This window comes from Brachybacterium avium, assembly GCF_002216795.1.
Classification (GTDB): domain Bacteria; phylum Actinomycetota; class Actinomycetes; order Actinomycetales; family Dermabacteraceae; genus Brachybacterium; species Brachybacterium avium.
Genome location: NZ_CP022316.1, coordinates 2,704,520 through 2,728,292, shown reverse-complemented (window position 1 = coordinate 2,728,292; position 23,773 = coordinate 2,704,520). Strand labels below are relative to the sequence as shown.

The 23,773-nt window shown below is 70.5% G+C and carries 18 protein-coding genes; 15 read left to right on the top strand and 3 right to left on the bottom strand.

Going from position 1 to position 23,773, the window contains the following annotated elements:
• Positions 1–25: 25 nt before the first annotated feature.
• On the top strand, positions 26–2,812 hold the full coding sequence (gene aceE / locus CFK39_RS12185) for a pyruvate dehydrogenase (acetyl-transferring), homodimeric type (RefSeq protein WP_089065690.1): 2,787 nt from the start codon (positions 26–28) through the stop codon (positions 2,810–2,812).
• A gap of 91 nt (positions 2,813–2,903) precedes the next feature.
• On the opposite strand, the gene CFK39_RS12180 is transcribed toward aceE, so the two are convergent.
• Positions 2,904–3,677 carry an IclR family transcriptional regulator gene (locus CFK39_RS12180; protein ID WP_089065689.1) on the bottom strand — a complete coding sequence of 258 codons (774 nt, stop codon included), beginning with the start codon at positions 3,675–3,677 and terminating at the stop codon, positions 2,904–2,906.
• A gap of 223 nt (positions 3,678–3,900) precedes the next feature.
• Between CFK39_RS12180 and CFK39_RS12175 the strand changes: the two genes are divergently transcribed.
• The 10 genes from CFK39_RS12175 to msrA all read left to right on the top strand — a co-directional run bounded on the left by CFK39_RS12175 (position 3,901) and on the right by msrA (position 16,631).
• The gene (locus CFK39_RS12175; RefSeq protein WP_089065688.1) at positions 3,901–5,322 is read left to right on the top strand and encodes an NAD-dependent malic enzyme; all 1,422 of its coding nucleotides are present in this window, start codon (positions 3,901–3,903) and stop codon (positions 5,320–5,322) included.
• Positions 5,323–5,392: 70 nt separating this feature from the next.
• On the top strand, positions 5,393–7,024 hold the full coding sequence (gene aceB / locus CFK39_RS12170) for a malate synthase A (RefSeq protein WP_089065687.1): 1,632 nt from the start codon (positions 5,393–5,395) through the stop codon (positions 7,022–7,024).
• The gene (locus CFK39_RS12165; RefSeq protein ID WP_089065686.1) at positions 7,021–8,406 is read left to right on the top strand and encodes a DUF6986 family protein; all 1,386 of its coding nucleotides are present in this window, start codon (positions 7,021–7,023) and stop codon (positions 8,404–8,406) included. Before aceB ends, CFK39_RS12165 begins: the two co-directional genes overlap by 4 nt.
• Positions 8,403–9,245, top strand: a complete 843-nt coding sequence (locus CFK39_RS12160) for a bifunctional allantoicase/(S)-ureidoglycine aminohydrolase (protein WP_089065685.1) — start codon at positions 8,403–8,405, stop codon at positions 9,243–9,245. Before CFK39_RS12165 ends, CFK39_RS12160 begins: the two co-directional genes overlap by 4 nt.
• A 208-nt stretch (positions 9,246–9,453) precedes the next feature.
• A complete protein-coding gene (locus CFK39_RS12155; protein ID WP_089065684.1) occupies positions 9,454–10,284 on the top strand; it encodes a hydroxypyruvate isomerase family protein in 831 nt (276 codons plus the stop codon).
• Positions 10,285–10,343: 59 nt separating this feature from the next.
• Entirely contained in the window at positions 10,344–11,240 is an 897-nt protein-coding gene (locus tag CFK39_RS12150) for a 2-hydroxy-3-oxopropionate reductase (RefSeq protein WP_089065683.1), read from the top strand.
• Between the two features lie 27 nt (positions 11,241–11,267).
• Complete coding sequence (gcl, locus tag CFK39_RS12145) at positions 11,268–13,079, top strand: glyoxylate carboligase (RefSeq protein ID WP_089065682.1); 1,812 nt, start codon at positions 11,268–11,270, stop codon at positions 13,077–13,079.
• 34 nt (positions 13,080–13,113) lie between these two features.
• A complete protein-coding gene (locus tag CFK39_RS12140; protein ID WP_089065681.1) occupies positions 13,114–14,334 on the top strand; it encodes a glycerate kinase in 1,221 nt (406 codons plus the stop codon).
• Positions 14,335–14,398: 64 nt separating this feature from the next.
• Entirely contained in the window at positions 14,399–15,910 is a 1,512-nt protein-coding gene (gene allB, locus CFK39_RS12135) for an allantoinase AllB (RefSeq protein WP_089065680.1), read from the top strand.
• A gap of 28 nt (positions 15,911–15,938) precedes the next feature.
• Positions 15,939–16,631 carry a peptide-methionine (S)-S-oxide reductase MsrA gene (msrA, locus tag CFK39_RS12130; protein WP_157697161.1) on the top strand — a complete coding sequence of 231 codons (693 nt, stop codon included), beginning with the start codon at positions 15,939–15,941 and terminating at the stop codon, positions 16,629–16,631.
• Positions 16,632–16,661: 30 nt separating this feature from the next.
• On the opposite strand, the gene CFK39_RS12125 is transcribed toward msrA, so the two are convergent.
• Both CFK39_RS12125 and CFK39_RS12120 read right to left on the bottom strand, forming a co-directional pair.
• On the bottom strand, positions 16,662–17,198 hold the full coding sequence (locus CFK39_RS12125) for an arsenic metallochaperone ArsD family protein (RefSeq protein WP_089065678.1): 537 nt from the start codon (positions 17,196–17,198) through the stop codon (positions 16,662–16,664).
• Positions 17,199–17,249: 51 nt separating this feature from the next.
• Positions 17,250–17,975, bottom strand: a complete 726-nt coding sequence (locus CFK39_RS12120; RefSeq protein WP_089065677.1) for a FadR/GntR family transcriptional regulator — start codon at positions 17,973–17,975, stop codon at positions 17,250–17,252.
• A gap of 236 nt (positions 17,976–18,211) precedes the next feature.
• On the opposite strand from CFK39_RS12120, the gene CFK39_RS12115 reads away from it, so the two are divergent.
• The 4 genes from CFK39_RS12115 to CFK39_RS12100 all read left to right on the top strand — a co-directional run bounded on the left by CFK39_RS12115 (position 18,212) and on the right by CFK39_RS12100 (position 23,758).
• Positions 18,212–19,849, top strand: a complete 1,638-nt coding sequence (locus tag CFK39_RS12115) for an ABC transporter substrate-binding protein (protein WP_089065676.1) — start codon at positions 18,212–18,214, stop codon at positions 19,847–19,849.
• 96 nt (positions 19,850–19,945) lie between these two features.
• Positions 19,946–20,911, top strand: coding sequence for an ABC transporter permease (locus tag CFK39_RS12110; RefSeq protein ID WP_089065675.1), 966 nt, complete (start codon positions 19,946–19,948; stop codon positions 20,909–20,911).
• Position 20,912: 1 nt separating this feature from the next.
• Entirely contained in the window at positions 20,913–22,973 is a 2,061-nt protein-coding gene (locus tag CFK39_RS12105; protein ID WP_089065674.1) for a dipeptide/oligopeptide/nickel ABC transporter permease/ATP-binding protein, read from the top strand.
• Entirely contained in the window at positions 22,970–23,758 is a 789-nt protein-coding gene (locus CFK39_RS12100) for an ABC transporter ATP-binding protein (protein WP_089065673.1), read from the top strand. The genes CFK39_RS12105 and CFK39_RS12100 overlap by 4 nt, the downstream gene beginning before the upstream one ends.
• Positions 23,759–23,773 lie beyond the last annotated feature (15 nt).

Sequence of the window (23,773 nt, the reverse complement as noted above, 5' to 3'; positions counted from 1 at the left end):
CCGCGGCGCCCTGAAAGGACCCTGAATGAACCCCACGGCTTCCACCCACACCCGGCCCCATCCCGAGGCGGCTCCCGCGACGCCGGCGGTCCCCGACCAGAGCGCAGCCGTCGAGCCGGGACCGGACCGCGAGGAGGACCGCGAATGGGCGGCATCGCTGGACGGGCTGGTCCGCTCCCGCGGAGCGGCTCATGCGCAGCGCATCCTCACCTCCCTGGTGGAGCGCGCGCGCCTGCACGGCGTGAGGACCCCCTCCGTGGGCGCGAGCGACTACGTCAACACGATCCCCGCAGACCTCGAACCCGACTATCCCGGCGATGAGGAACTCGAGCGCAAGTACCGGGCGATCATCCGCTGGAACGCCGCGGTCATGGTGCACCGCGCCCAGCGCCCCGGCGTCGGCGTCGGCGGCCACATCTCGTCCTACGCGGGGATCTCCACCCTCTACGAGGTGGGCCTGAACCACGTCTTCCGCGGCCCGGATCACCCCGGCGGCGGCGACCAGGTGTTCTGGCAGGGCCACTCCTCGCCCGGGAACTACGCGCGCGCCTTCCTCGAGGGCCGGCTGACGGAGGAGCAGCTGAACGGCTTCCGCCAGGAGAAGACCGCTGGCGAGAACGGGCTGCCCTCCTACCCCCATCCGCGGGGCCTGCCGGACTTCTGGCAGTTCCCGACCGTCTCCATGGGGATCGGCCCGATGAACGCGATCTATCAGGCGCAGTTCAACCGCTACCTCCATGACCGCGGGATCAAGGACACCTCGCAGCAGCGGGTGTGGGCGTTCCTCGGCGACGGTGAGATGGATGAGCCGGAGAGCCGCGGACTGCTGCAGCACGCGGCGAACGAACGACTCGACAACCTCACCTTCGTGGTCAACTGCAACCTCCAGCGGCTGGACGGTCCGGTCCGCGGCAACGGCAAGATCATCCAGGAGCTCGAGAGCTTCTTCCGCGGCGCCGGATGGAATGTCGTCAAGGTCGTCTGGGGCAGCGGCTGGGATCCGCTGCTGGAGCAGGACGAGTCCGGTGAACTGATCCGGATCATGAACGAGACCCTCGACGGCGACTACCAGACCTACAAGGGAGAATCCGGCGGCTTCGTCCGGGACAACTTCTTCGGCCGCTCCCCGGTCACCAAGGACCTCGTCAGCTCCCTGACCGACGATGAGATCTGGGCCCTGCGACGCGGGGCGCATGATCCCCGCAAGGTGTATGCCGCCTACCGCGCGGCGGTCGAGCACACCGGCGCCCCCACCGTGATCCTCGCGAAGTCCGTGAAGGGGCACGGCCTGGGCAGCCGGTTCGAGAGCCGCAACGCCACCCATCAGATGAAGACGATGACCATCGAGGATCTCAAGGGCTTCCGCGATCATCTGCGCATCCCGATCTCCGACCAGGAGCTGGATGCCGATCCGTACGCCCCTCCGTACTACCGGCCGGCGCCCGGATCACCCGAGCTCGAGTACCTGCTGGAGCGTCGGCGAGAGCTGGGCGGGCCCCTGCCCGAGCGGCGGCCGTCCACGACCCCGATCGCCCTGCCTCCCCAGAAGGCCTATGCCTCGGCCGCCCGCGGCAGCGGGAAGAACAGCGCGGCGACCACCATGGCGTTCGTGCGGCTGCTCAAGGACCTCATGAAGGATCCGTCCTTCGGCCACCGGATCGTGCCGATCGTCCCCGACGAGTCGCGCACCTTCGGCATGGACGCCTTCTTCCCCACGGCGAAGATCTACCACCCCGACGGGCAGCAGTACCTCTCGGTGGACCGTGAACTGTTCCTGTCGTACAAGGAATCCGAGCAGGGTGTGATCCTGCATCCCGGCATCAACGAGGCGGGGGCGACGTCGGCCTTCACCGCCGCCGGCACCTCCTACGCCACCCAGGGCGAGCCGATGGTGCCGGTCTACGTCTTCTACTCGATGTTCGGGTTCCAGCGCACCGGGGACTCGTTCTGGGCCGCCGCGGATCAGCTGGCGAGAGGATTCGTGATCGGTGCCACCGCCGGTCGCACCACCTTGGCCGGTGAGGGGCTGCAGCACATGGACGGGCACTCCCCCGTCCTGGCGTCGACCAACCCCGCGGTGATCCACTACGACCCCGCCTTCGGGTACGAGATCGGGCACATCGTCCGCCGCGGCATCGAGCAGATGTACGGCACCGCGGACGAGGACCATGACGTCATGTACTACCTCACCGTGTACAACGAGCCCATCCAGCAGCCGGTCGAGCCGGAGGATGTCGACGTCGACGGGATCATCCGGGGCATCCACCAGGTCTCACCCGCGCCCGTCGGCGCGGAGGATCGGCCGCAGGCCCAGCTGCTCGCCTCCGGGGTCGCCGTCCCCTGGACCCTCGAGGCTCAGCAGCTTCTGGCCGAGGAATGGGGCGTCGCGGCCGCCGTCTGGTCGGTGACGTCGTGGAACCAGCTGCGCCGCGACGGCCTGGAGGCGGAGAAGCAGACGTTCCGCCATCCCGAGCAGCCCGCCCGGGTCCCGTACGTGACGCAGAAGCTGGCCGGGGCGCAGGGGCCGATGGTCGCCGTCTCCGACTTCTGCTCCGACGTCCCCGATCAGATCCGCCATCTGGTCCCGAACGATTTCGCGACCCTGGGGACCGATGGGTTCGGGTTCTCCGATACGCGGGCCGGCGCCCGCCGGTTCTTCGGGACCGACACCCACAGCGTGGTGGTGCGCACCCTGCAGATGCTCGCGGCTCGGGGCGAGATGCCCGCCGAGGCACCGCTGCAGGCGATCGAGCGCTATCGGCTCAACGACCCCACGTCGGGCACCAGCGGGGCCACCGGCGGAGACGCCTGAACGTCACCGCCCCCGCCCTCTCGCGGCACAGCCGCGGTGAGGACGGGGGCGTCGGCCTGCCCGCGAGCGGGCGGCGTTCACGTTCAGAGGTTCAGGCGTTCACGCTCTGCTCCAGGCCCATCTCCCGGGACAGCTGTGCGGCGGCGTCCCGCAGCAGCGGCACGGCACGCTCACCGAATGCGGTGTCCACCCGAGAGGACGGCCCGGAGACCGAGATCGCGATCCGCGAGTGCTCCCCGGGAACCGCCATCGAGTAGCAGCGCACCCCGAGCTCCTGCTCCTCCTCGTCGATCGCGTAGCCCTGTTCGCGCACCACCTCCAGCCGCTTCAGCAGCTCGTCGAAGGTGGCCGCGGATTTCGGTGTCGGCTGCGGCATGCCGGTCGCGCGGACGATCTTCTCGACCTCCGAGTCCGGCATCCCGGCGAGGATCGCCTTGCCGACACCGGTCGCATGCGGGTAGGCACGTCGACCGACCTCGGTGAACATGCGCATGGAGCGGCTGGACTGGACCTGACCGACATAGACGATCATCTGGCCGTCCAGCGCCGCCATGTTGGCCGACTCCCCCAGCTCGTCCGCGAGGCGCTGCAGCACCGGTCGCCCGGTGGGGCCCAGCTGGCGGGTGGCGGATTCGCCGAGCCAGATCAGCCGCGGACCCAGCACGTAGGCGCGGTTGGGGAGCTGGCGGACATACCCCGGGGTGACCAGGGTGCGCAGCAGGCGATGGATCGTGGGCAGCGGAAGATCGACGGACTGCGACAGGGCGCTGAGCGAGATCTCTCCGTCGGCGGCCGCGATCACCTCGAGCAGGTGGAAGGCCCGTTCCACGGATTGCACTCCGCCTGAGCTCTGCTTGGTCGCCATCTGGCCCCTCATCTCATCGTTCACGTCGACCGCGCTCGCGGCCGGGTGGAATCCATCGTAGTGATCATGTCTTACCGGGAAGTACGGCCTTGCGCTCGGCCCCCGTCAACCATAGTATCCATCATGCGGAATAAAACTTCCATAGCTAGCCCCTCGTGGTCCTGCCCGCCCGGGCACCGCCGCAGGGAGCATCCAGATCGCACTTCACCCAGGAGGACATGACATGGCCGCCCCCAGTCCCGGACACTCGCTCATCCTACGAGTTCAGATCCCCGCCAGCATCGATGCGACCAGCACCATCGCCTCCAGCGTCGCTGTCGCCGGAGCCGCCGTCACCGCCCTCGACATCGTCGAGTCCGCCTCGGACCACCTCATCGTGGACGTCAGCTGCAATGTGGTCGACGACGACCACCGCGACCGCGTCGTCGCCGCTCTCGAGGAGCAGGCCGGGGTCACGGTCCGCAAGGTCTCCGACCGCACGTTCCTCATCCATCTCGGCGGGAAGATCGAGGTCACCCCGCGGGTCTCCCTGCGCAACCGCGACGACCTCTCCCGCGCCTACACGCCCGGCGTCGCCCGCGTGTGCATGGCCATCCACGAGAACCCGGCCGACGCCCGCCGGCTGACCATCAAGCGCAACACCGTCGCGGTCGTCACCGACGGCACCGCCGTGCTGGGGCTGGGCGACATCGGTCCGGCGGCCGCGCTGCCCGTGATGGAGGGCAAGGCCGCCCTGTTCAAGTCCTTCGCGGACGTCGACGCCTGGCCGGTCTGCCTCGACACCACCGACACCGAGGAGATCATCCGCATCGTCAAGGCGATCGCCCCGGTCTACGGAGGCATCAACCTCGAGGACATCGCCGCCCCGAGGTGCTTCGAGATCCTCGCCCGCCTGCAGGACGAGCTCGACATCCCCGTCTTCCACGACGACCAGCACGGCACCGCGATCGTCGCCCTGGCCGCGCTGTACAACGCACTGCGCGTGGTCGACAAGAAGATCGAGGACACCCGCATCGTCGTCTCCGGCGTCGGCGCCGCAGGCCACGCGATCATCCAGCTGCTGCACCACGAGGGCGCCGGGCGCATCATCGCCTGCGATCGCCAGGGCGCGGTGCACCAGGGACGCGACCTCGCCGACGAGCACCGCCGCTGGATCGCCGAGAACACCAACAGCGACAACTTCACCGGGACGCTGAAGGAGGCCATGGTCGGCGCGGACGTCTTCATCGGAGTCTCCGGCCCGAACATCCTCGAGGAGGAGGACGTCGCCGCGATGGCCGAGGACTCGATCGTCTTCGCGATGGCGAACCCGACTCCCGAGGTCGATCCGCTGGCCGCCGCCCGCCACGCCGCCGTGGTCGCGACCGGCCGCTCCGACTTCCCCAACCAGATCAACAACGTCCTCGCCTTCCCCGGCCTGTTCCGCGGACTGCTGGACGCGGATGCCGCCGAGATCCGCACCGAGATGCTCGTCGCCGCCGCCCGCGCGATCGCCGACTGCGTGCGCGCAGGGGAGCTCAACGCGAGCTACATCGTCCCCAGCGTCTTCGACGCCACCGTCGCCCCGGCAGTGGCCGACGCCGTGCACAACAGCATCGCGTCCGCGCAGCCGGCCCCCGATACCGTCGAGACCGCGGCCGTCTGAGCCTCCGGTCCGCGCGACCGCTCGACACCACCGACCACCGCCCTCCGCAGTTCCCATGAACGGAGAGAACATGACCACCACCACCCGCACCACTGCCACCCTCGAGGCCACCGTCCCGGAGGGGCTCGAGCACGCCGAGGAGATCCTGAGCACCGAGGCGCTCGACTTCGTCGCCCTGCTGCATGAGCGCTTCGACGCCTGCCGCCACGAGCTGCTCGCGCTGCGCACCGAGAAGCGCCAGCAGGCCTCCGCCTCCGGTCGGCTCGACTTCCTGCCCGAGACCCGCGCGATCCGCGAGGACGACTCCTGGACCGTGGCCGCGGCGCCGCCCGCACTGCAGGATCGTCGCGTCGAGATGACCGGCCCGGCGGCTCCGGCGAAGATGGCGATCAACGCCCTGAACTCCGGCGCGAAGGTCTGGCTGGCGGACCTCGAGGATGCCTCGAGCCCGACCTGGGCCAACCAGATCGGCGGGATCCGCAACCTGCGCGACGCGGCTCGTGGTTCCCTCGCCTTCACCTCCCCGGAGGGCAAGGAGTACCGGCTGCGCGAGGACGCGCCGACGGCGGTCGTGGTCACCCGGCCGCGCGGCCTGCACCTGCCCGAGCACAATGTGCGCATCGGCGGCGAGAGCGCCTCCGCCTCGCTGGTCGACTTCGGCCTGCACTTCTTCCACACGGCGAAGCAGCTGCTCGAGAACGGCCATGGCCCGTACTACTACCTCCCCAAGCTGGAGTCCCATCTCGAGGCCCGCCTGTGGGACGAGGTGTTCACGGTCGCCGAGGAGCATCTCGGGATCGAGCACGGGACCGTCCGCGCCACCGTGCTGATCGAGACCATCCCGGCGGCCTTCGAGATGGAGGAGATCCTCTACGAGCTGCGCGATCATGCCTCCGGGCTGAACGCCGGGCGCTGGGACTACCTGTTCAGCATCATCAAGACCTTCCGCGACGCCGGCGAGCGCTTCATCCTCGCCGACCGCTCGTCCGTGACGATGACCGCGCCCCTGATGCGGGCGTACACGGACCTCCTGGTCAAGACCTGCCACCGTCGCGGCGCCGTCGCGATGGGCGGCATGGCGGCGTTCATCCCCAACCGGCGCGAGCCGGAGGTCACCGCCGCGGCGTTCGACAAGGTCCGACAGGACAAGACCCGTGAGGCCGGGGACGGCTTCGACGGCTCCTGGGTCGCCCATCCAGATCTCGTGAGCACCTGCCGCGAGGTGTTCGACGAGGTGCTCGGGGACCGCCCCAACCAGATCGATCGCACCCGCGAGGACGTGGAGGTCACCGCGGACCAGCTGCTGGATGTGGCCAGCGCCGGCTCGGTCCGCACGGAGGAGGAGCTCCACCAGAACCTCTACGTGGCCTTCCGCTATGTGGCGGTGTGGCTCTCGGGCAACGGCGCCGTGGCGATCAACAACCTGATGGAGGATGCGGCCACGGCCGAGATCTCCCGCTCGCAGATCTGGCAGCAGATCCACAACGGGATCGTCTACCAGGACACCGGCAACAAGGCCACCATCGAGCTGGTGCGCGAGGCGATCGGCACCCAGCGCGAGGTGCTCCACGAGGAGTTCGGGGACGAGGTCTTCACGCAGTACGTCGAGCCGGCGATCGAGCTGGTCACCCAGCTCGTGCTGGAGACGGAGTACCTCGACTTCCTCACCCTGCCCGCCTACGAGGTCCTGGGGGATCGATGAGCACGACGCACATGCAGGACAGGAAGCACGCCGGCACCGCCGAGGGCGTGCTCGGAGCAGCGTTCCTCCGCAGAGCGGACCAGGAGCTCGCCGCCACCGATGAGCTGCTGGAGCGCTGCTTCCCCGGGGATCCCGGGACCCGCCAGCCCGTGCACACGGTCTACGTGCCGGCTGATGCCTTCACCCCGGACCTCGCCCGCACCTGGGGCGAACGCGCCCTGGCCGCCGTCGCGGACGGCGGTCTGCAGGAGCTGGCCACCGCCGTGGCACCGGAGGGGACCTCCTCGCAGGCTCAGGCCGCGGTCGTCGCCGCAGTGGAGCACAAGCTCCGCACCGAGCCCATCGAGGATCTGCGGATCGACTTCGAGGACGGCTTCGGGGACCAGGGCGACCAGGCGGAGGACGCGCAGGCGGTCGCCGCGGCACAGGCCGTCGCCGACGCCGTCCGGTCCGGGACCGCTCCTCCCTTCATCGGGATCCGCTTCAAGTGCTTCGAAGCGGCGACCCGGGAGCGCGGGCTGCGCACCCTGGACCTGTTCGTGAGCACCCTGGTGCGCAGCGGCGGGCTGCGGGAGGCCGGGGTCAGCCCCGACGGGCTCCCCGTCGGCCTGGTGCTCACCCTCCCCAAGGTCAGCACCTTCGCACAGGTGCAGGTGATGGTGCGCGCCTGCGAGCGCCTCGAGCAGGAGCTCGGCCTCGCTCATGGCCGGCTCCGTTTCGAGGTGCAGATGGAGACCGCGCCGCTGATCCTGGGGGTCGACGGCCGCTCGCCGCTGGGCGATGTCATCCATCGCACCGACGGCCGGGTCGAGGCGCTCCACTACGGCACCTACGACTATTCCGACAGCCTGCAGATCGCCGCGGAATACCAGTCCATGGAGCATCCGGCGGCCGATCATGCCAAGGCGATCATGCAGGTGGCCGTGGCGGGGACGGGGGTGCGACTGTCCGACGGGTCCACCAACATCCTGCCCCTCGGCGAGCCGGCGCAGCGGGACGCCGCCTGGGCGAACCACGCCCGTCTGGTGCGGCGCTCCCTCGAGCACGGCTACTACCAGGGATGGGATCTGCATCCCGCCCAGCTGCCGACCCGCTTCCTGGCGACGTACTTCTTCTTCGCCGAGGGCTTCCCGGCAGCCGCAGTGCGACTGCGCAACTACGTGGAGAAGGTCGAGTCCGCGGTCATGGACGAGCCGGCGACGGCGCGCGCCCTGGCCCGCTTCGTCCACCGCGGCCTCCTGTGCGGTGCGGTGCCGGAGGACCAGCTGCGCAGCGCGACGGGCCTGGATCCGCAGCAGCTGGTCGCCCTGGCACATCCGCGCGCCGCCGCCGGCGCCGCGTCGGCACCCACCACCCCCGCCCCTGGAGGTTCACCCGCATGACCGACTCGACATCCGCCCGTACCCCCACGTACCAGATCCCGCCCGGCGGCCTGCCCCCGCAGACCGACCTGCTGACGGACCGGGCCATGTTCACCGAGTCCTACGCGGTCATCCCGCACGGGACCCTGCGGGACATCGTGACCAGCCGCCTCCCGTTCTGGGACCAGACCCGTCTGTGGGTGCTGGCGCGGCCGCTGAGCGGCTTCGCCGAGACCTTCTCCCAGTACCTCATGGAGGTCGGCCCCGGCGGCGGCAGCGAGAGCCCGGAGACCGATCCCGAGGCGGAGAGCGTCCTGTTCCTCATGGACGGCGAGCTGACCGTCGTGATCGACGGGGCCACGCACACGATGGGCCCCGGCGGCTACGCCTTCATCCCCCCGGAGACGACGTGGTCGGTGCGCAACACCGGTACCGCGCCCGCCACCTGGCACTGGATCCGCAAGCGGTACCAGCGCGTCGAGGGCATCGAGCTGCCGAGCGCGTTCGTGACGAACGAGCAGGACATCGCCCCCACCCCGATGCCGGACACGAACGGCGCCTGGGCCACGACGCGCTTCGTGGACCCCGATGACCTCCGCCACGACATGCACGTCACCGTGGTCTCCTTCGAGCCCGGCGGCACCATCCCGTTCGCGGAGACCCATGTCATGGAGCACGGCCTGTACGTGCTCGAGGGCAAGGCCGTGTACCGCCTGAACCAGGACTGGGTCGAGGTGGAGGCCGGGGACTTCATGTGGCTGCGCGCCTTCTGCCCGCAGGCCTGCTATGCCGGCGGCCCCGGTCGCTTCCGCTACCTGCTCTACAAGGACATGCACCGGCACATGCCGCTGCCCGGCTGATCCCCCCCGCCCCTCCCACCTGCGATCCCCGGTCCCGCGCTGCAGCGGCCGGGGATCGTCGGCGCTCCGGCGGGAGATCGGCAGCAGATCGCCGCCCCGCAGAGGTTGACGACGCCACGTCCACCCCGTAGTGTTTCCATCACAAGGAATAATTCTTCCACGCTACGAGAATGACCGATCCACCATCGACGACCCGAGGGGGCACTCCATGTCCAGCACCAGCACCACGCCGTCGCCGCGAGACTTCGCCATCAACTGCACCACGCTGCTGTCCGAGCTGCCGGTGCTCGAGCGGGCCCAGGCCGCCCGCGACGCCGGCTTCGAGCGCGTCGAGTTCTGGTGGCCCTTCGACAGCGCCACCCCGTCCCAGCAGGAGATCGACGACTTCGTCGCATCGATCGAGTCCGCCGGGGTCCAGCTGGTGGGGCTGAACTTCTTCGCCGGTGACATGCCCGGCGGCGACCGCGGGATCGTCTCCTCCATCGGCCGCGAGGACGAGTTCGCCGCGAACGTCGAGGTCGTCGCCGCACTCGGCGAGCGTCTCGGCTGCCGCGCGTTCAACGCCCTGTACGGCCTGCGCATCGAGGGTCAGGACGCGGCCGCCCAGGATGAGACCGCCGTGGCCAACCTCGCGCTCGCGGCCCGCACCGTCGCCGCCAACGGCGGCACCGTGCTGCTCGAGCCGGTCTCCGGCGCCGACGCCTACCCCCTGAAGACCGCGGCCGACGCGCTGGCGATCATCGACCGGGTGCGTGCGGCGGGAGCGGAGAACATCGCTCTGCTCGCCGACTTCTACCACCTCGCCGTCAACGGTGACGACGTCGCCGCCGTGATCGAGGCGCACGCCGCCGAGTTCGGGCACATCCAGATCGCGGACTCCCCCGGTCGCGGCGCCCCGGGCACCGGTGAGCTGCCCCTGGACCAGTGGATCCAGCGCTCGCGCGCCCTGGGCTACGAGGGCGAGGTCGCGCTCGAGTACAAGCAGGATCGCGCCACGGCCTTCGACTGGCTCTCCCAGCCCGCCGGCGCCACCAGCTGAACTCCTCTGCCCCGCTTCTCACCCTCTCCACGCGCAACACTCTGCGAAAGGACCCCGACATGACCAAGATCGCTGTCATCGGACTCGGAATCATGGGACTGCCCATGGCCAAGAACCTCGTCACCGCCGGCCACGACGTCACCGGCTTCAACCGCTCCCGCGGGAAGATCGATGCCCTCGTCGAGGCGGGCGGCAAGGGCGCGGACTCCGTCGCCGACGCCGTGCGCGAGGCCGAGGTCATCATCACGATGCTCCCGGACTCCCCCGACGTCGAGGCCGTCGTCGGCGGCGAGGACGGCGTCTTCGCGAACGCCTCCGCCGGCGCCCTGTGGATCGACGCCTCCACGATCCGCCCCGATGTCGCCGCGGCGCTCGCCGAGCAGGCCCGCGAGGCCGGGCTGCGCCCGCTGGACGCTCCGGTCTCCGGCGGCGAGGCCGGTGCGATCTCCGGTGCGCTATCGATCATGATCGGTGGCGAGAAGGCGGATGTCGAGGCCGTGGACGAGGTGCTCCAGGGGGTCGGCAAGACCATCGTGCACGTGGGCCCCTCCGGCTCCGGACAGACCGTCAAGGCGGCCAACCAGCTCATCGTCGCCGCCAACATCCAGGCGGTCAGCGAAGCAGTCGTCTTCCTCGAGGCCTACGGCGTGGACACCACCGCCGCCCTCAAGGTCCTGGGAGGCGGGCTGGCCGGCTCCAAGGTGCTCGAGCAGAAGGGCCAGAAGCTCCTGGACCGGGACTTCGCCCCCGGTTTCCGTCTCGAGCTGCACCACAAGGACATGGGCATCGTGACCTCGGCCGCCCGTGAGGCGGGGGTCACCATCCCCCTCGGCTCCCTCGTGGCCCAGCAGGTCGGTGCCACCGTCGCCCGCGGCGACGGCGGCCTGGACCACTCCGGCTTGTTCACCCTGGTCGAGGCGCTCTCGACCCGCCCGGGCGACGACGCCCGCGCCTGACCCCCTGTTGCTTCGAAGGAGAACATCATGACTCGCATGCGCACTGTGGACGCCATCGCCCTGATCCTGGAGAAGGAGGGGGCCACCGAGGCCTTCGGCCTCCCCGGCGCCGCCATCAACCCCTTCTACTCGGCGATGCGCGAGCACGGCGGGATCCGCCACACGCTGCACCGCCACGTCGAGGGTGCCTCGCACGCCGCGGACGGCTACTCCCGCGCCACGGGCGGCATCGGGATCTGCGTCGGCACCTCCGGCCCGGCCGGCACCGACATGATCACCGGCCTGTACGCCGCCGCCGCGGACTCCGTCCCGATCCTGTGCATCACCGGTCAGGCTCCGACCTCCGTGCTGCACAAGGAGGACTTCCAGGCCGTCGACATCGAGTCGATCGCCAAGCCCGTCACGAAGTACGCCTCCACCATCCTCGAGCCCGGTCTGGTCCCCGGCACCTTCGCCAAGGCGTTCCAGATCATGCGCTCCGCGCGCCCCGGCCCGGTGCTGCTGGACCTGCCCATCAACGTGCAGATGGCGGAGATCGAGTTCGATATCGACGCCTACGAGCCGCTGCCCGCGGACAAGCCGGCCGCCAGCCGGGTCCAGATCGAGAAGGTCCTGGACCTGCTCGCCGGCGCGGAGAAGCCGCTCATCATCGCCGGTGGCGGCGTCATCAACGCCAACGCCTCCGCGCAGCTGGTCGAGCTCGCCGAGCTGCTGAACATCCCGGTCTCCCCCACCCTGATGGCCTGGGGCAGCATCCCGGACGACCATCGTCTGCAGGCGGGCATGGTGGGCATCCAGACCCACACCCGCTACGGCAACGTGTCCTTCCTGGAGTCGGACGTCGTGCTCGGGATCGGCAACCGCTGGGCCAATCGCCACACCGGCGACCTCGCCACCTACCGCGGTGAGCGCAAGTTCGTGCACATCGATATCGAGGCCACCCAGATCGGCCGGGTCTTCAGCCCCGATCTCGGCATCGTCTCCGATGCCGGTGCCGCCCTGGAGCAGCTGCTGACCGTCGCGCGGGAGCGCAAGGCCTCGCTGCCGGACTGGTCGCAGTGGGCCGATGCCTGCACCGCCCGCAAGGGCACCCTGCACCGCAAGACCAACTTCGACAACATCCCGATCAAGCCGCAGCGGGTGTACCAGGAGATGAACTCGGCCTTCGGCCGGGACACCACCTATGTCTCCACGATCGGGCTTTCCCAGATCGCCGGTGCCCAGATGCTGCACGTGTACGGGCCCCGGAAGTGGATCAACGCAGGCCAGGCCGGGCCGCTGGGCTGGACCGGACCGGCGGCGCTCGGCGTGGTGCGCGGCAAGCCGGACGAGACGGTCGTCGCGCTCTCGGGCGACTACGACTTCCAGTTCATGATCGAGGAGCTCGCCGTCGGCGCACAGTTCCATCTGCCGTACATCCACGTGGTCGTGAACAACTCCTACCTGGGACTGATCCGGCAGTCCCAGCGCGGCTTCGACATGGATTACCACGTCTCCCTGGCCTTCGACAACATCAACTCCCCCGAGACCAAGGGATACGGCGTCGACCATGTCAAGGTGGCCGAGGGGCTCGGCTGCAAGGCGGTGCGGATCGAGGATCCGGCGGATCTGGCCGCGGGCTTCACCGAGGCGAACCGCCTGGCCGATGAGCACCGCGTCCCTGTGGTGGTCGAGGTCATCCTCGAGCGCGTCACCAACATCTCCATGGGTGGCGGTCTCGACTCGGTGAACGAGTTCGAGGATCTGGCGCTGACCGCGGACGATGCCCCGACCGCGCTCACCCCGCTGACCGAGGTCACCGAGGGCGCCGAGCCCGCACCGGCCCTCGCGAGCAAGTAGTCCGGCCGTGCCGAGCCGCGAACAGGAGGCAGCAGTGCGCATCATCCTCGCACCGGACAAGTTCAAGGGCTCGGCGGACGCGCAGGAGGTGGCCGCAGCCCTGGAGAAGGGGCTGCGGTCCGCCTCGGCGCAGCCGGACACCCTCGACATCGTCGCCATCCCGGTGGCCGACGGTGGCGAGGGCACGGTCCAGGCGGCGCTCAGCGCCGGGTACTCCTCCCGGACGCTGACCGTCACCGGCCCGGTGGGGCTGCCCGTCGAGGCGGTCTATGCCGCCCTCGACGACACCACCGCCACCCCCACCGCCGTGATCGAGATGTCCCAGGCCTCGGGCCTGGACGCTCTCCCCCGCGATGCCGACGGAGATCCGCTCCTGGACGCCCTCGGGGCCGGCAGCCGCGGAACCGGCGAGCTGATCGCGCATGCGCTCGAGCAGGGCGCACAGCGGATCATCCTCGGTGTGGGCGGCAGCGCCTGCACCGATGGGGGGACCGGGATGCTCACCGCTCTCGGCGCCCGGTTCCTCGACGCCGCCGGCGAGCAGCTCGCGGGCGGGGGCGGAGCCCTGCGGGACCTCGCCCGCGTCGATCTCTCGGGCCTCTCCCCGGCCGTGGCGGGTGCGGAGTTCGTGCTCGCCGCCGACGTCGACAACCCCCTGCTCGGCGCGCAGGGCGCCGCTGCCGTCTTCGGGCCGCAGAAGGGCGCGGAGGGCGCACAGGTCGCCGCGCTCGAGGAGGGGCTGACCCGCTGGCGGGACCGCGCCGAGGAGGCGCTCGGCTCCGCTGCCGGGCAGGTCGCGCTCGCGCCCGGCGCCGGGGCGGCCGGAGGGCTGGGATTCGCAGCGCTCGCCGTCCTCGGTGCACATCGCAGGCCGGGGATCGACGTGGTGCTGGAACTGGTCCGCCTCGCGGAGCGGATCGAAGGGGCCTCGCTCGTGATCACCGGCGAGGGCAGCCTCGATGCGCAGTCCCTGGGAGGCAAGGCGCCGCTGGGCGTGCTGCGCACGGCTCAGGCGGCCTCGATCCCCACCATCGTGGTCTGCGGCCGCAGCCTGCTGCCCCCGCAGCAGCTGCGGGAGGCGGGATTCGCCGCCGTGCACACGCTGCTCGAGCGCGCGGAGGACGCCCGCTCCAGCATGGCCGAGGCCCCTCGGCTGCTGCAGGAGGTGGGTGCCGAGATCGGGCAGCAGCTGTTCGCCTCCCGCCACCCGGACCCTGCACAGCAGACTGACCCCTACCCCGTCGCCGGCGGATGAGCGCGGCCCATCCCCAGCACCGACCGTGACGAGCGGCCGGGACGCACCAGCAGAAGGACAGACGATGACGACACAGGACTCCCGAGGCCAGGGCACCGACGCCCCCGTGACCGGGGTCGCCCTGAACGATCCCGATCGCGTGCGGCGACTCATCGCCGACTTCCACCGCGAGCACGGCGAGGCCCCCGCTGCCGCCCCCGGACCCCGGGCGAGCGATGAGCAGTCCCCGCAGGATCCGGGGAGGCCGTTCGATCTCGTGCTGAGGGGACGTCGCGTGGCGGGCGAGAACGGCTTCGCCGCCCGCGAGATCGGCATCCGCGATGGCAGGATCGCAGCGATCGAGCCCCTCGGCGCTGCGCTGCAGGGCCGTGAGATCGTCGAGCTCGCCGACGACGAGACGCTGCTGCCGGGCCTGGTGGACACCCACGTGCACATCAACGAGCCCGGGCGCACCGAGTGGGAGGGCTTCGCCACCGCCACCCGCGCCGCGGCCGCCGGCGGGGTGACCACCGTGCTGGACATGCCCCTGAACTCCATCCCCTCGACGGTCAACCCCCCGGCGCTGGAGTACAAGCAGCTCTTCGCCCGGGACAGCGCCTTCGTGGACATCGGGTTCTGGGGCGGGGCGATCCCCGGCAACCTCCCGCAGCTGCGACCGCTGCATGACGCCGGCGTCTTCGGATTCAAGTGCTTCATGCTGAACTCGGGAGTGGATGAGTTCCCTCCGCTGACCGCGGATGAGCTCGAGGAGGCCCTGACGGAGACCTCCGCCTTCGGCTCGATGATGATCGTGCACGCCGAGGACGCCCACACGATCGACAATGCCCCGCAGACCGCGGGAGGTGCCTACCAGGGCTTCCTGCAGTCCCGCCCCCGAGATGCCGAGAATCTGGCGATCTCCGCGGTCATCGAGCGCACCAGGACCACGGGTGGTCGCACTCATATCCTGCACCTGTCCAGTTCGGACTCGCTGGAGACGATCGCCGCCGCGAAGCGGGAGGGGCTCGACCTCACCGTCGAGACCTGCCCCCACTACCTCACCCTGAGCGCTGAGGAGATCCCGGACGGGGCGACCGCCTTCAAGTGCTGCCCGCCCGTGCGCGAGGAGGACAACCGCGAGCAGCTCTGGCAGGGCCTGCTCGAGGGGACCATCGACTTCATCGTCTCGGACCACTCCCCCTCCACCCTCGAGCTCAAGAATGCGGGCGACGGCGACTTCGCCCTTGCGTGGGGCGGGGTCTCCTCCCTGCAGCTCGGCCTGTCGCTGATCTGGACCGAGGCGAGCCGCCGCGGGATCGATCTGGAGCGCGTGGTCCGCTGGATGTCCACCGCCCCCGCGGAGCGGGTGGGCCTGACCTCGAAGGGGCAGCTGCGCGTCGGATTCGATGCCGATCTCGCCGTGTTCGCCGCCGAGGAGACCTTCGTGGTGGACGCCGGTCAGCTGCACCACCGCAACCCCATCACCCCGTACCAGGGCAAGACGCTCCAGGGCCGGGTCCGCGCGACCTACCTGCGCGGGCAGCGGGTGGACTTCGATGCCCCGACCGGGCAGCTGCTGCGCCACGGGGAGGCATGAGGCCCGGGACAGGACTACCGTGGGTCCCATGTGGCAGATGATGGATCTCCTGTACGGGCACAAGAAGGAGATGGTCGCGTCCGCGGACGCGCTCCCCGGCCGGGATCGCTATCCCTATCCGCTCGCGCGCGAGCACCTCGTGCTGGGCACCGACATGCTCGGCCCCGACTCCCCCGTCGACCCGCGGCCCTGGCCCGCGGGCCATGAGGAGATCATCCTGGCCGGCGGATGCTTCTGGGGCATCGAGCGGATCGCCTGGCAGGTCCCGGGCGTGCACACCACCTCCTCGGGCTACGCCGGCGGATTCACGCCGCACCCCACCTACGAGGAGGTCTTCTCCGCCAAGACCGGCCACACCGAGGCGGTGCGCGTGATCTACTCCGGCGGCGAGGAGACCCTGCGCGCCCTGCTCACCCAGTTCTGGGAGCAGCACGATCCCACCACCGCGAACCGGCAGGGCAATGACGTGGGCACCGAGTACCGCAGCGCCGTGTACTGGACCTCTCCCGCGCAGGGTGAGGTGGTGCGCTCCTCCGCGCGGCGCTACCAGCAGGCTCTGGACGAGGCCGGCCGCGGCACCATCAGCACCGAGCTGCTCCCGCTGGCCGCGGCCGGCAACGGCGTGTACTACACGGCCGAGGCCGAGCAGCAGCAGTTCCTGGCGAAGCACCCCACCGGCTACTGCAATCACGGCTTCAACGGGGTGGCCTGCTCGCTCTGAGGCGATCGCCGTCTCGCAGGCCGGGCGGGCTCAGTGCGCCGGGGTCCCCGGCTCCGGCAGCCCGTCGCCGTGGTCGCCGCCCATGAGGTTGCGTCGGCCGCCGATGTCCGGGCCGCCCTCCGGCCGCGCCGGGGCCGGGGCGGCCCCCATCAGCTGCGCCGCGAAGCCGCCCGCCTCGCGCGGCAGCGGTGCCCCGCCGGTCGGCGTGCCGCCGGGCCCGCAGGCCGCCGCCGCGGCCGAGGTCGGGGTGCGGCGCGCTCCGCCCTCCCTCGCGAACCGGGTCATCTGCTCCCTGCTCGGATAGACCGCGGTGACCACGATGTCCAGACCCAGCAGCGTGACCGGCAGCGCCCCCTCCCCCGCGGAGTCGAGCAGCGCCCGCACCGGCTCGCACTCCTGGAAGGCCCAGGCGTCCTCGTCCTGCAGATAGACGGTGATCGGCTGGCCGTCCAGGGCGAGCGCAGCGGCCTCGTCGAGGAAGGCCTCCTGCTGCTCGTGATCGGGTGGCGGGGAGGGCAGGAAGATGTCCAGTGCCGCCGGCGCGGCGGGATCGTGCGCATCGCTCATGACCCCCACGGTAGCGCTCGCCGCGGCGCGGGCACCGGGCGCATCGCCGGCTCAGGCGGGGGCGACGGGGAGGATCTCCGCGCGCGAGGCCGCATCCAGCACCCGCCCCAGCGGGCGGTAGTGCTCGATGACCGCCGCCCGGTAGGCGGCCGCGTCCCCGGCTTCCAGCGCGCTCAGCATGGCCTGGTGGGCATCGACGGTGTCCAGGATGTCCTCGGCGGGCGGGAGCTGCAGCAGCGGCACGGCGACGGTATGGATCTCCCAGAAGGCCTGCGCGAGCTGGCGCAGCAGGCCGTTGTCCAGGCGGGAGAACAGCTCGGTGTGGAAGGCGGCATCGGCCTCCGGGAAGGGGCGGCCGGAGGAGGCGAGCCCGCGCATCTGCTCGACCAGTCCTTCGAGATCGGGGTTGTGGGATTCGCGGTAGATCTCCACCAGCTGGTCCGCGACCGAGAGGTCCAGTGCGATCCGCAGCTCGACCACCTCGCGCAGGGCGCGCAGGTCGTTGCCGTCGTCGAGCCGGGCCCGGAAGAGCAGCCCGTCCACCAGCGGTGCGAGGGAGAGCTGCCCCACGAAGGTGCCGTGACCGTGGCGCACCTCGACGATGTCCAGCGAGGCCAGCGTGCGCATCGCCTCGCGCACCGAGGAGCGGGAGGTCTCCAGGCGCTCGCACAGCGCGCTCTCGGTGGGCATCGGGTCCCCCGGCGTCAGGCCCTCGGTCAGGATCAGCTCCTGCACGCGCTCGACGACGCTGTTGCCCCTGTTCCTGCTGCGCACCATGCCTCCTCCTTTGGACCGGTCGCTCCCGCGACGTCGGTCCGATCCCCAGGTCACCGATCGATCACGACTGCCGCGCACGGTGGTGGCGGTCACGTGATCCATGATGTACTGTCCTCAGTCATCAGACATCATACGTCTGATCTTCGCACAGCGGCGGACCCCCGTCGACCCGCGAGGACGACGTCCCCCTCCCGTCGCCGCCGGCGCCGGGACCATCCAGAAGGGATGCATCAACGGTGATCTCCAACTCCACTGGTCGGCTCGGCCGACGTGGCTTCCTCCGCGGCTCTGCCGCCATCGCCGGCGCGGCCGGCATCGTGGCCGGCATCGGCGCCTGCGCACCGACGGACTCCGGCGGCAGCGGCTCCGGCTCCGACGGCGGCGGCGCACCGGCGGGCGAGGCCGATCCGGACGGCCACCTCACCGCGGCCATCAGCTACGAGCTCGGCACCAACGGCTACGACCCGATGACCACCTCCGCGGCGCTGACCATCGCGGTCAACTGGCACACCCTGGAGGGGCTGACCGAGCTGCATCCCGTGACCCGCGAGGTGTACGCGGCGCTCGGCACCGAGGTCCCCACCGCCGACGGCACCAGCGTGGATGTCACGCTGCGCGACGGCGCGGTCTTCCACGACGGCTCGCCCGTCACCACCGAGGACGTCGTCTTCTCCTTCGAGCGGGTGCTGGACCCGGAGAACGCCTCGCTGTACGCACAGTTCGTGCCCTTCATCGAGAGCGTGGAGAAGAAGGACGACACCACCGTCACCTTCACCCTCACCACCCCCACCGGCGTGTTCGCCGAGCGGCTCTCGACGGTGAAGATCGTGCCCCGGGCCGCGGTCGAGGCGGACCCGAAGGCCTTCGACTCCGACCCGATCGGCACCGGGCCCTGGAAGATGACCGACAGCGGCGCGGCCTCCAAGATCGTCGAGTTCGAGCGCTTCGAGGACTACACCGGCCCGATGCCCGCGAAGGCCGCCACCATGAGCTGGCAGATCATCCCGGACGCGGCGACCCGCACCAACGCCCTGCAGTCCGAGACCGTCCAGGCCATCGACTCGGTGCCCTACCTGTCGATCGACCAGCTCGCGGCCACGGCCGACGTCGAATCCGTCGGCGGCTTCGGGCTGCTGTTCGCGATGTTCAACAATGCCCCGGACAACCCCTTCAACGACGTGCGCAACCGCCAGGCGTTCCTGTACGCGATCGACATGGACAAGGTCATCGAGACCGGGCTGAGCGGCCAGGCGACGGCGGCGAGCTGCTTCGTCCAGGAGGACCACCCGAACTACAAGGAGGCCTCGACGGTCTACTCCCTGGACGCGGAGAAGGCCAAGTCCCTGTTCGCCGAGACCGGGCTGACCTCCCTGCGGATGCTGGTCACCGACCACGGCTGGGTCCAGCAGTGCACGCCGATCATCCAGGAATCGCTCACCGCCCTCGGCATCGAGGTCGCCTTCGAGCAGAAGCAGTCCGCCGACGTGTACAACACGGTGGACTCCGACCCGGACTCCTATGACGTGATGGTCGCCCCCGGCGACCCCTCCGTCTTCGGCAACGACCCGGATCTGCTCATGCGCTGGTGGTACGGCAACGATGTCTGGACCGAGAACCGCATGCACTGGAAGGGCGTCGGTGCCTACGACGAGGTCCAGGAGCTGCTGGCCCAGGGTCTGGAATCGACCGACGTCTCCGAGCAGGAGGAGATCTGGGGCCAGCTGTTCGACCTGCTCTCGGACGAGGTCCCGCTGTACCCGCTCTTCCACCGCAAGGCTCCGACCGCCTGGAACGGCTCCACGCTGATCGACTTCGAGCCGATCTCGCTGACGGGGCTGAGCTTCATCGACGTCTCGACGACCAACTCCGCCTGACCCTTCCGATGTCGGGGCCGACCGCCCGTCGGCCCCGACGCGGGGGTGCCTCGCGCCCCGCGCCGCCCCTGTGCACCGACCCCACCGGAGATCCCTGTGTCCCAACTCGTCCGCCTGATCGGCCGACGCCTGATCTCGCTGCCGATCATGATCCTCGGCGCTGCGCTGCTGGTGTTCGTCATCATGTCGTTCTCGCCCACGGACCCCGCCCGCCGCGCGCTGGGCGAGTCCGCCTCCCCGCAGGCGCTGGAGAACTACCGCGCCGCGAACGGGCTCAACGACCCGCTGCTGCAGCGCTACTTCTCGTTCGTCGGTGGCTGGTTCCACGGTGATCTCGGCACCACCAGCGGCAACGTCCCGGTCACCGAGGTCGTGGCCCAGGCCTTCCCGATCACCCTGCAGCTGACCTTCCTCGGCCTGCTGATCGCCATCGTGATCTCCGCCGTGCTCGGTGTGCTCGCCGCACTGTTCCGCGACGGCTGGATCGATCAGGTCATCCGCATCTTCTCCATCGCCGCGCTCGCGACCCCGTCGTTCTGGCTGGCGATCCTGCTGATCCAGTGGCTCGGCGAGATCCCCGGCGGCTGGGGGCTCTTCCCGGCGCTGGTCTCGAGATGGGTCCCGCTGTTCGAGGACCCCGGCACCTACGTGCGCAACATCGCGCTGCCCGCGCTCGCCCTCGGCGTCCCCGTCGCCGGTTCGCTGATCCGTGTGGTCCGCACCGCGATGGTCGAGGAGCTGGACCGCGACTACGTGCGCACCGCGATCGGCGCGGGCGTCCCCTACCCGGTCGTGGTCAGCCGCAACGTGCTGCGCAACGCCCTGATCACCCCGGTCACCGTGCTCGGCCTGCGGGTCGGCTACCTGATGGGCGGCGCGGTGATCATCGAGATCATCTTCAACATCCAGGCCATGGGCCAGCTCATCCTCGACGGCGTCACCCGCAACGACGTCTTCCTGGTGCAGGGCGTGACCCTCGTGGTCGCCGTCGCGTTCATCGTCGTGAACATCATCGTGGATGTCCTGTACGTCCTCATCAACCCCCGCATCAGGAGCATCTGACATGCGACCGAAGCTCGGATCCCGCCTTCGCTCCGTCAGCGGCAGCCCGCTGGCCCCCCTGACCGCCCTGCCCTGGCCCAGCCGCATCGCCGTGGGCTTCCTGGCCCTGCTGGCCCTGGTCGCGATCTTCGCCCCGCTGGTGGCCCCCTACGATCCGCTGGCCACCGGCACCCCCGTGGTCGCCCCCGGGGCGGAGCACTGGATGGGCACCGACGCGATCGGCCGCGACATCCTCTCCCGCGTCATCCACGGCGCCCGCTCCTCGCTGCTGATCGGCCTGGCCGCGACCGCGGCGGCGCTGGTCGCCGCGATGGTGCTGGGCTCCTTCGCCGCCACCGCCGCGAAGCTGCCCTCCGAGATCCTCATGCGCACGCTCGACGTGATCATGTCCTTCCCCGGGATCGCCCTGGCCGCCGTGTTCGTGGCCGTGTTCGGCACCTCGCTGCCGGTGCTGATCTTCGCGATCGGCTTCCTGTACGTGCCGCAGCTGGCGCGCGTGATCCGTGCCAACGTGCTCTCCCAGTTCGGCGAGGACTACGTCGCCGCCTCCCAGGTGATGGGTGCCTCCACCCCGTGGATCCTCCTCAAGCACGTGGCGCGCAACTGCATCGCCCCGATCATGGTGTTCGCGACCGTGCTGGTCGCCGATGCGATCGTGCTGGAGGCCTCGCTGTCCTTCATCAACGCGGGTGTGCAGCCCCCGGCGCCGTCCTGGGGCAACATCCTCGCCGACGGCAAGCAGCTGCTGCTGTCGGGCTACTGGTGGCCGACGTTCTTCCCGGGTCTGTCGATCCTGCTGACGGTGCTCTGCCTGAACATCCTCTCCGAGGGCCTGACCGACGCGATGGCGAGCCCCCGGGTCCGCGCGAAGATCGACGTCGAGGCCGATGAGCAGGCCCTGGTCGGGGCCGAGGAGGTCGCCGCGCCGACCACGCACGCCGAGGGCCCCTCGGCACCGACCGCCGAGCAGCCGGGCGAGAGCTCCGAGCTGATCGGCGCGACCGAGGAGGACCCCTCGCACCGGCTGCTGCTCGACTCCCTCACGGCCCTGCGCCGGGCGGAGCTGGCACGGCCGGAGCGTCCGCAGGTGGACATCTCCGGGCCGCCGCTGCTGCGGGTGGAGGATCTGCGGGTCGCCTTCCCGCAGGCCCACGGCGACATCGACATCCTGGACGGGGTCTCCTTCGAGGTCCGTCCCGGCGAGACCATGGGCCTGGTCGGCGAATCCGGGTCCGGCAAGTCCGTCGCCTCCCTGGCCATCATGGGGCTGCTGCCCTCCACGGCACGGATCAGCGGAACGGTCGAGATCGACGGCACCGACCTGCTGAGCCTCTCGCCGAAGCGGCTCAATGCCCTGCGCGGCCATGAGATCGCGATGATCTACCAGGACGCGCTGAGCTCCCTGAACCCCTCGATGCTGATCCGTTCCCAGATGGCGCAGCTGACCCGGCGCGGCGGGACCCGCAGTGCCGAGGAGCTGCTCGAGCTGGTGGGCCTGGATCCCCGCCGCACCCTCAGCTCGTACCCCCACGAGCTCTCGGGCGGTCAGCGCCAGCGCGTGCTGATCGCGATGGCCCTGACGCGCGACCCGCGCCTGGTGATCGCCGATGAGCCCACCACCGCGCTCGACGTCACGGTGCAGAAGCAGGTCGTGGAGCTGCTGAACAGTCTGCGCCAGGAGCTCGGCTTCGCGATGGTGTTCGTCAGCCACGACCTGGCCCTGGTGTCCCAGCTCGCCGACAGCATCACCGTGATGTACGCCGGCCAGGTGATGGAGCAGGCCCCCACCCACGAGCTGCTGATCGATCCCCGCCACGAGTACACCCGCGGCCTGCTGGGCTCGGTGCTGTCGATCGAGGCCGGCGCCGAGCGCCTGCACCAGGTCCCCGGCATCGTCCCCTCCCCCGGCGACTTCGCCCGCGGCGACCGCTTCGCCCCGCGCTCGCTGGACCCCTCGGCCGATCCGACGGCCCGCCCGCGGCTGCTCGAGGTGGACGCCCCCGGCCACCGCGTGGCGACCACCGGCGCCGTGCCCGCATCCCTCGAAGGAGAAACGCGATGACCTCCGCACCGACCATCGAGCTGCAGGACGTGCACGTCGTCCACCGCCTGCGCACCGGCGGCCTGCTGCGCCCGGACTCCATCCGCGCCGTCGACGGCGTGAGCGTCTCCGTGCGTCGCGGCGAGGTGCTGGGCGTGGTCGGCGAATCCGGGTCCGGCAAATCGACCCTGGCCCGGGTGATGACCGGACTGCAGCCGGTCACCCGCGGCAGCGTGCTCTTCAACGGCCGGGCCATGGCCCGCGATCGCGCCGCCCGCAAGGAGCTGGGACGCACCGTCTCGGTGATCTTCCAGGATCCCTCCACCGCGCTGAACCCCCGACTGGCGGTCCAGGAGACCCTGGTGGATCCGCTGCGGGTGCACGGCATCGGCACCGAGGCCGAGCGCAGGGGCCGGGTGAAGGACCTGCTGCACCTGGTGGGCCTGCCCCAGTCCGCGCTCGCGGTGATGCCGCGCCAACTCTCCGGCGGCCAGCGCCAGCGCGTCGCGATCGCCAGGGCACTCGCGCTGGAGCCGCAGATCATCGTGGCCGATGAGCCGACCAGCGCCCTGGACGTCTCCGTCCGTGCGCAGGTGCTGAACCTCCTCACCGACCTCAAGGAGCAGCTGGGCCTGGGCCTGGTGTTCATCTCGCACGACATCAGCACCGTCCGCTTCATCTCCGACTCGATCATCGTCATGCACCACGGGAAGGTCGTGGAGCACGGCTCCTCGGCGCAGATCTTCACCGAGGCGCAGGACGAGTACACCCGGACCCTGCTGGCCGCAGCGCCCTCGCTGCTCTGAGCACGCCGCACCGGC

Bases quoted from the DNA above. Each gene is read 5' to 3' on its own strand.
- CFK39_RS12125 (WP_089065678.1), bottom strand. From the start codon at position 17,198: ATGAGCGATGCGCACGATCCCGCCGCGCCGGCGGCACTGGACATCTTC.
- aceE (WP_089065690.1), top strand. From the start codon at position 26: ATGAACCCCACGGCTTCCACCCACACCCGGCCCCATCCCGAGGCGGCT.
- CFK39_RS12175 (WP_089065688.1), top strand. From the start codon at position 3,901: ATGGCCGCCCCCAGTCCCGGACACTCGCTCATCCTACGAGTTCAGATC.
- CFK39_RS12180 (WP_089065689.1), bottom strand. From the start codon at position 3,677: ATGGCGACCAAGCAGAGCTCAGGCGGAGTGCAATCCGTGGAACGGGCC.
- CFK39_RS12155 (WP_089065684.1), top strand. From the start codon at position 9,454: ATGTCCAGCACCAGCACCACGCCGTCGCCGCGAGACTTCGCCATCAAC.
- CFK39_RS12100 (WP_089065673.1), top strand. From the start codon at position 22,970: ATGACCTCCGCACCGACCATCGAGCTGCAGGACGTGCACGTCGTCCAC.
- msrA (WP_157697161.1), top strand. From the start codon at position 15,939: ATGTGGCAGATGATGGATCTCCTGTACGGGCACAAGAAGGAGATGGTC.
- CFK39_RS12120 (WP_089065677.1), bottom strand. From the start codon at position 17,975: ATGGTGCGCAGCAGGAACAGGGGCAACAGCGTCGTCGAGCGCGTGCAG.
- aceB (WP_089065687.1), top strand. From the start codon at position 5,393: ATGACCACCACCACCCGCACCACTGCCACCCTCGAGGCCACCGTCCCG.
- CFK39_RS12150 (WP_089065683.1), top strand. From the start codon at position 10,344: ATGACCAAGATCGCTGTCATCGGACTCGGAATCATGGGACTGCCCATG.
- CFK39_RS12160 (WP_089065685.1), top strand. From the start codon at position 8,403: ATGACCGACTCGACATCCGCCCGTACCCCCACGTACCAGATCCCGCCC.
- CFK39_RS12105 (WP_089065674.1), top strand. From the start codon at position 20,913: ATGCGACCGAAGCTCGGATCCCGCCTTCGCTCCGTCAGCGGCAGCCCG.
- gcl (WP_089065682.1), top strand. From the start codon at position 11,268: ATGACTCGCATGCGCACTGTGGACGCCATCGCCCTGATCCTGGAGAAG.
- allB (WP_089065680.1), top strand. From the start codon at position 14,399: ATGACGACACAGGACTCCCGAGGCCAGGGCACCGACGCCCCCGTGACC.
- CFK39_RS12165 (WP_089065686.1), top strand. From the start codon at position 7,021: ATGAGCACGACGCACATGCAGGACAGGAAGCACGCCGGCACCGCCGAG.